The organism is Oleiphilus sp. HI0080, assembly GCF_001635135.1.
This window is the reverse complement of the sequence record NZ_LWFU01000144.1, coordinates 1-6,930: the sequence shown is the minus strand read 5'-3', so window position 1 is coordinate 6,930 and position 6,930 is coordinate 1. Positions and strand designations below refer to the sequence as shown.

8 protein-coding genes are annotated in these 6,930 nt (G+C 47.0%); 7 read left to right on the top strand and 1 reads right to left on the bottom strand.

Annotated features, from left to right (window positions below; genetic code table 11):
- A partial coding sequence (locus A3751_RS01740; RefSeq protein ID WP_197466098.1) for an RsmD family RNA methyltransferase occupies positions 1-258 on the bottom strand: 258 nt, incomplete at its 3' end.
- A gap of 132 nt (positions 259-390) precedes the next feature.
- On the opposite strand from A3751_RS01740, the gene ftsY reads away from it, so the two are divergent.
- The 7 genes from ftsY (at position 391) to djlA (ending at position 6,891) form a co-directional block, all read left to right on the top strand.
- Positions 391-1,605: a signal recognition particle-docking protein FtsY gene (gene ftsY / locus A3751_RS01735; RefSeq protein ID WP_068451461.1), complete on the top strand. Its 1,215-nt coding sequence runs from the start codon at positions 391-393 to the stop codon at positions 1,603-1,605.
- 11 nt (positions 1,606-1,616) lie between these two features.
- Positions 1,617-2,315 (top strand): cell division ATP-binding protein FtsE, encoded by a 699-nt coding sequence (gene ftsE / locus A3751_RS01730; RefSeq protein ID WP_068451458.1) that lies wholly within the window; start codon positions 1,617-1,619, stop codon positions 2,313-2,315.
- Positions 2,302-3,288 (top strand): permease-like cell division protein FtsX, encoded by a 987-nt coding sequence (gene ftsX, locus A3751_RS01725; RefSeq protein ID WP_197466097.1) that lies wholly within the window; start codon positions 2,302-2,304, stop codon positions 3,286-3,288. The genes ftsE and ftsX overlap by 14 nt, the downstream gene beginning before the upstream one ends.
- A 122-nt stretch (positions 3,289-3,410) precedes the next feature.
- Positions 3,411-4,265, top strand: a complete 855-nt coding sequence (gene rpoH, locus A3751_RS01720; RefSeq protein ID WP_068451455.1) for an RNA polymerase sigma factor RpoH — start codon at positions 3,411-3,413, stop codon at positions 4,263-4,265.
- A gap of 83 nt (positions 4,266-4,348) precedes the next feature.
- The gene (locus tag A3751_RS01715; protein ID WP_068451452.1) at positions 4,349-5,233 is read left to right on the top strand and encodes an NAD(P)-dependent oxidoreductase; all 885 of its coding nucleotides are present in this window, start codon (positions 4,349-4,351) and stop codon (positions 5,231-5,233) included.
- On the top strand, positions 5,234-6,013 hold the full coding sequence (otnI, locus tag A3751_RS01710) for a 2-oxo-tetronate isomerase (protein ID WP_068451448.1): 780 nt from the start codon (positions 5,234-5,236) through the stop codon (positions 6,011-6,013).
- A 74-nt stretch (positions 6,014-6,087) separates the two neighbouring features.
- On the top strand, positions 6,088-6,891 hold the full coding sequence (gene djlA / locus A3751_RS01705; RefSeq protein ID WP_068451445.1) for a co-chaperone DjlA: 804 nt from the start codon (positions 6,088-6,090) through the stop codon (positions 6,889-6,891).
- The last annotated feature ends 39 nt before the right edge of the window (positions 6,892-6,930 follow it).

Sequence of the window (6,930 nt, the reverse complement as noted above, 5' to 3'; positions counted from 1 at the left end):
CTCCACTTGCGAGGCTCCTCTAGATGCAGCCTCGAAGCCCAATGATCCGCTACCAGCAAACAAGTCCAGTACACGAGCTCCATGGATACTGTGTTGCAACCAATTAAACACGGTCTCTCTGACGCGATCCGTTGTCGGACGCAATCCTTCAACATCTGGAAAGCTCAGACGCCGGCTTCGATGATCGCCACCAATGATTCGAAACGAACCTTCTTGGTTTTTTTGTGGCTTGCGGTTTTTTTTAACTCGGCCTGGCATTAGAATTTAATCCATTAATACGCATTATATGAGCTGAACAATACCAAAGTTGCTATTGTAGTGCGGACAAAGTTTCTATCAATCTAATTGTTTACGCGCTTTCATTGCGCCAAACACATCTTTGGAAGTCGCATGGATAATCATCTTCTTATTGGTCTGGCGCTAATTGCCGTCATCATCATTGCTTTTCTTATTGATCTCAAGTCACGCAAGATTGAACAAAAATCGTTACCTCCTCTCGCCAAGCCAACGGCAAAGAGTACTGCCAGTATCACATCAGAAAAACAGCCGACCGAGCCGTTGGAGGCGGCAAAAACATCTATTGCGGCCCCTGTTAATGAAACTCAGAGTGCCACCGAAACGCCTGAGCCCGCAGTAGTTGATGAGACTCCGGCTATCGAACCAGAAGCTCCTGCGGAAAGCTTGTTCTCACGCATGGTTTCAGGTCTTAACCGAACAAGAGGGCAGCTAAGCCAAGGCTTAGGCCAGATACTACTTGGTAAGAAAGAAATCGACGAAGATCTATTGGAAGAGATAGAAACCCAATTGTTGATGGCTGACATTGGTGTAGAGGCCTGCACACAGGTCATTAATGCGATTACCGAGAAATCTGAACGCAAAGAGTTAAAGGATGCCGACGCTGTGTATCAAGCTCTCAAAACAGAGCTAGCAAACCTTCTCGCAGATAAACAAGCCCCTCTTGAGATAGAAAAACGCGACGAACCTTTTGTTATTCTTGTGGTTGGCGTTAATGGCGTTGGCAAGACAACCACAATCGGGAAGATGGCTAAACGTTTCCAAAACCAAGGTTTGTCTGTAATGCTAGCCGCGGGCGATACATTCCGTGCAGCTGCTGTTGAACAACTTCAAGTATGGGGTGAGCGTAACGATGTGCCCGTTGTCGCGCAACACACAGGCGCCGATAGCGCATCAGTGATTTTCGATGCTGTGGAGTCTGCGCGTTCTAAAAACATTGATGTCATCATTGCCGATACCGCTGGCCGACTTCAAAACAAAGATAATCTGATGAGCGAATTGGAAAAAGTAGTTCGCGTTATGAAGAAGGTCGACAACAGCGCACCGCACGAGGTAATGCTGGTGCTTGATGCCGGCACAGGTCAAAACGCTCTAAGCCAAGCTCAGATTTTCCAACAAGCCGTTGGGGTGACCGGTATTAGCCTCACAAAACTCGATGGAACGGCAAAAGGTGGAATTATCTTCGCTATCGCCAAACAACTTGGTCTGCCGATCCGTTTTATCGGTGTTGGAGAACAGATTGATGATCTTCGCCCATTTAATGCGGATGAGTTTATCGAAGCACTTTTCGAATCAGAGCAAGAGGTTTAACAACTGACCTCATGATTCAATTTATCAACGTTGGCAAGCGCTATCCAGATGGCCACGAGGCATTACGAAATGTTTCCTTTGAAATGCCTCGTGGCGAAATGGCCTTTCTAACTGGCCATTCTGGTGCTGGTAAAAGTACATTGCTCAAGCTCATCATGTTGATGGAGCGAGCATCAAAAGGCCAAGTTGTGGTTGGCAATCAAAATCTTGCGCGTATTCCACAGCGCCAGATTCCCTACTATCGACGGCACGCAGGCGTTGTGTTTCAAGATCACAAGTTGCTATTTGATCGAACAGTTTTCGATAATGTTGCGATCGCCATGGAAGTTGCTGGGACACCTCCGAAAGAGATTGCAAAACGTGTTCGAGCCGCACTAGACAAAGTCGGGCTACTGAGCAAAGAAAAACTCACTCCAATTCAACTCTCTGGAGGAGAACAACAGCGTGTGGGTATCGCTCGCGCAGTCGTCAACAAGCCGCCAATACTGCTTGCCGATGAACCAACAGGAAACCTCGATCCTGACCTTTCTGCCGAAATCATGAAATTGTTTGCGGACTTTAATCAGGTTGGTGTAACGGTGCTTGTCGCAACGCACGATTTGGATTTAATTTCGCGCTTACCCTACCGGGTAATCGAGCTCGACCATGGCGTTATCAAGTCAGGTTCAGAAGCATCGAGACAGCATGGAGAGAGCCATGTCGAGTGTTAAGAAGCAAGACCGGAAGCTTAGTGCGCAAGGCGCCCAGATAAGTAATCAAAAACCCCTGCTCGGGAGTTATTTTGGAAATCACAAAAAAGCGCTTCTGCACACTCTCCACGAACAAAAGCGAAAACCCTTAGCAGCATTTTTTACATGTTCTGTAATCGGTATTGCTATTTTGTTGCCTACGCTACTGGCGGTGCTTTTGATCAATGTACACTCAGCAAAGCTTGATTGGGACAGCTCCGCACAACTGACCGTGATGTTGAACGACAAAGTCTCGGCACTTCAAGGGACGCAAATAGCAAAAGAGCTGACCAAACTGTCAGAGGTAGAAGAGTCTTTGTTTATTGATAAAGCTCAGGCGCTCGAAGAGTTCAAAGCGGTGTTCCAATTAGGCAATACCCTTGATCACCTATCGGGGAATCCGCTCCCTCATAGTATTGTGGTTTCCCTAAGCGATGCAGCAAGCTCATTCGAAAAAGCCCAGCAGCTCAAGGAATCACTCTCTCAAAAACCAGAAATCGAACTAGTTCAGTTGGATCTCATGTGGGTGCAGCGTCTCAACGCGATTAGCGACTTTCTCACCATGAGCACGTGGATCCTAGCCTTGATGCTTAGCATCGCCGTTGTTCTCGTACTTGGGAATACTGTTCGTCTTGCGATAGAAAGTAGAAAGGACGAGATCGCTGTGCTCAAACTAGTTGGAGGGACGGACGCCTTCGTTTGTCGTCCATTCTTATACATGGGAATTTTTTACGGCCTTGGCGGCGGCATTTTAGCCATCGTGTTCAGCTATGTCGTTCTGGCAATACTAACGCAGCCAGTAGAACTCCTAACCACGTCCTATCAAAGCGATTTTAGTTTGTCAGGCTTAAACTTTGAATCTACACTTTTTATCCTAACGATAGGTACGTTTCTTGGTTGGATTGGTGCTCGTTTATCCGTAAAACGACACATTAGCGAAATAGAACCAAACTAAACTTTAGTTCTCTTACGTCTTCGCAACGGAACCTCTGAGAAATCAAGTAGTCCAATGCGTACACCTTGAGCGTAAAACCTTCAAAATGCTATGATGTTTGCTTAACAACTAGAGGAATTTTAATGGGTACAAGCTTAAAACCAGTTGATATGTTGATTCCAGGCGGAAACCTTGAGTCGTACATGCGCACTGTAAACAGCATACCAATTTTATCAGTTGAAGAAGAACGCGAACTCTCATCACGACTTCACGATGAAAACGACCTATTAGCGGCGAGACATTTGATCATGTCGCACCTGCGTTTTGTCGTGCATATTGCAAAGAGCTATTCCGGTTACGGACTCGCTCAGGCTGACCTAATTCAAGAGGGCAATGTTGGCCTAATGAAAGCGGTCAAGCGGTTCGATCCAACCTACGGAGTGCGTCTCGTCTCTTTTGCCGTACACTGGATCAAAGCAGAAATTCATGAGTTTATCCTGCGTAACTGGCGGATCGTTAAGATCGCTACAACAAAAGCGCAACGCAAAATGTTCTTCAATTTGCGCAGCTCTAAAAAGCGTCTAGCGTGGTTTACCGCCGATGAAGTAGAGTCTGTTGCCAAAGACTTGGGTGTCGAGCCTAAAGTGGTTCGCGAAATGGAGGGGCGCCTCAGTGCACATGATGCTTCGTTTGATGCAACGGTTGATGAAGACGACGACACCGCATTTTTAGCACCGGCAAATTACCTCGAAGATCAAAGTGCAGATCCTGCTCGCGCCGTTGAAATGGCGAATTCGACAGCCGATACTCACGGACGTCTCACCGAAGCGCTCAAAACACTGGATGAGCGTAGTATGGATATCCTGACGAAGCGTTGGCTAAGCGAAAAGAAGTCTACGCTTCATGATCTTGCGGATGAATATGGCGTTTCCGCAGAGCGCATTCGCCAACTTGAGAAAAACGCAATGAAGAAAGTCAAAGTCCTGATGGACGAGTAAGCGCTGCGTTAACAACATTCTCAATCAGAAAAACCGCCGAGTCTGGCGGTTTTTTTATGCATTTCTAGTACAAGGTGGAAGACATGAACATCGCTTTTCTAGGCGTCGGCTTAATGGGCCAACCAATGGTCACGAATCTCATCAATGCCGGCCATTCACTGCATCTTTGGAATCGAACACAAGAAAAACTCGATGCATTTAGAACTTCGTCATCCTGCTACGAAAGTGCCGATATTGCAGTCAGCCACGCAGACATCATCATCACTATGCTCGAAACAGGAGAGGTGGTCGAGTCAGTATTAATGCAAGAAGGTGTTCTGGATTCAATTTCGGCGGGCAGCCTAGTCATTGATATGAGTTCGATTCCGCCTGAACAAGCTCGTTCCCATGCCTCAAGGCTCCATGAGCGGAGTATTCGATACCTTGATGCGCCAGTCTCAGGCGGAACGGTCGGTGCGGCTGAAGCATCGCTTTCGATCATGGCAGGTGGAGAAAGAGCCGACGTTGAATACGCCAATTCCATTTTCAGCGCTCTCGGAAAAGCAACGCATATTGGAGCGCATGGCTGCGGCCAGCTCGCGAAATTGGCCAACCAGGCGATTGTTGGCATTACCATAGGCGCTGTGTCTGAGGCACTATTACTCGCTGCCAAAGGAGGGGCGGATCCCGTAGCTGTTCGAGAAGCGCTAAGTGGCGGATTTGCTGCGAGCCGAATTCTAGAGCTGCACGGCCAACGCATGATCGATGGCAACTATGAGCCGGGAGCCCGCAGTAGAGTACAACTAAAAGATATGCGCACAATTCTCGATGAAGCACGCCTTCAAGGCCTCACGCTTCCGCTATCACAGCGCACTCACGATGGATATCTGTCCCTCGTGGCGCATGGTAAAGAAGATATTGACCACAGCGGCCTGATGGTAGAGCTTGAGCGCCTTAACACCACGAAACTATTCAAAGGGCAACGTTAAATGCTTCGCTTTGCAGCAAACCTTAGCATGCTGTTTCAGGAGCATTCTTTTCTGAATCGATTTAATGCAGCGTCAAAAGAAGGCTTTGAGTTCGTAGAGTTTCTATTTCCTTATGGCTATCACGTGAACGATTTAAAGTCAGCGCTCGATGAACATGGTTTGAGACAAGTTTTGTTTAATCTCCCTCCTGGCGATTGGGACGCCGGAGAGCGAGGGATTGCTTGTCTGCCTTCTCGAAAAGACGAGTTTAGAAGAGGGCTTGAATTAGCTATGCGGTACGCTGTGGACCTTCAAGTTCCGCAAATCAACTGCCTGGCGGGTCTTCAGCCTTTAGATATACCTGAAAGCCTTGCTATGGACACATTCCTGGAGAACCTAGATTTTGCAGCGAATCAGCTTGCGTCAATCAACGTCAAACTCGTGTTTGAGGCGATTAACTCGCGCATCGATATGCCCGGTTTTTTTATCGATACACTCGACAAAAGCCGCCATGTTTTGCGTGCACTGAATAATCCAAATATTGGCTTTCAATTTGACCTTTATCACATGCAAATAATGCATGGCGACCTAATAAAAAACCTACAAGCAATGCGGCATGACGTTTCTCATATTCAGTTTGCCGATACGCATGGTCGTCACGAGCCCGGCACGGGCGATATTGATTTTGAATCGGTATTCACAGAAATCAAACATCTAGGTTACGAAGGCTTTGTCAGCGCAGAGTATCGCCCAAAAACAGACACAGTTAGCTCTCTAGAGTGGTTACGAACTTTTAATTAGTGTGCAAAAATAGGCCTGTGATAAAAAGTTTGGTTCCGTGAGCAGTTTCTATTGAACAACGAAAAGGGTGGCCAATGAGTTGGTGGGGAAAGGTGATAGGCGGCGCACTGGGCTTTGCCGTATCCGGTCCTATCGGCGCTTTATTGGGTGCAGCGATTGGTCATAGTTTCGATAAAGGTCTTACCGGTATCGAAGCTATGTCACCCGACGACTTTTCAACAGAAAGTATCCAAGCCGCATTTTTTACTGCAACTTTCTCTATTATGGGACGAGTTGCAAAATCAGATGGAATTGTCAGTCAAGAAGAGATTCAGGTTGCTCAAGCAACCATGTCTCGAATGCAGTTAAACAGCGAGCAAACCAAAGCCGCTCAAAAGCTGTTCTCAGAAGGGAAGTCAGCAGCATTTGATTATCAAGCGATCGCTAAACAACTCCGTAAAGAATGTGGTCGACGTACGAATCTGTTGCAAATGTTTCTGGAAATTCAGATCGCAACAGCATTGGCCGACGGTGAGCTGCATGAATCAGAACAAGCCATTTTACTTGAATTGGCAGGTCTGCTCGGTTTTAAGCGCCACCAATTCGAGCAACTTCTTGCTATGGCTGCTGCGCAACAGCGGTTTTATAATAAGGAGCAGGGCTTTGATGCACAAAATAGCGCATCTCAACTGGAAGAAGCGTATGATGTGCTAGGGCTTGAAAAAGAGTGTTCTGATCAAGAGCTGAAGCGGGCATATCGGCGCTTGATGAGCCAACATCATCCGGACAAGTTAGTGGCAAAAGGGCTACCGGAAGAGATGATGAAACTCGCCACGGAAAAAACACAACAAATAAAAGAAGCTTACGAACTCGTAAAGCGCAACAGAAATATAAAGTAGAGGTAAGTAATGCGCGTTCTAGTAATCGAAGACGATAAA

Bases quoted from the DNA above. Each gene is read 5' to 3' on its own strand.
- ftsY (WP_068451461.1), top strand. From the start codon at position 391: ATGGATAATCATCTTCTTATTGGTCTGGCGCTAATTGCCGTCATCATC.
- ftsE (WP_068451458.1), top strand. From the start codon at position 1,617: ATGATTCAATTTATCAACGTTGGCAAGCGCTATCCAGATGGCCACGAG.
- ftsX (WP_197466097.1), top strand. From the start codon at position 2,302: ATGTCGAGTGTTAAGAAGCAAGACCGGAAGCTTAGTGCGCAAGGCGCC.
- rpoH (WP_068451455.1), top strand. From the start codon at position 3,411: ATGGGTACAAGCTTAAAACCAGTTGATATGTTGATTCCAGGCGGAAAC.
- A3751_RS01715 (WP_068451452.1), top strand. From the start codon at position 4,349: ATGAACATCGCTTTTCTAGGCGTCGGCTTAATGGGCCAACCAATGGTC.
- otnI (WP_068451448.1), top strand. From the start codon at position 5,234: ATGCTTCGCTTTGCAGCAAACCTTAGCATGCTGTTTCAGGAGCATTCT.
- djlA (WP_068451445.1), top strand. From the start codon at position 6,088: ATGAGTTGGTGGGGAAAGGTGATAGGCGGCGCACTGGGCTTTGCCGTA.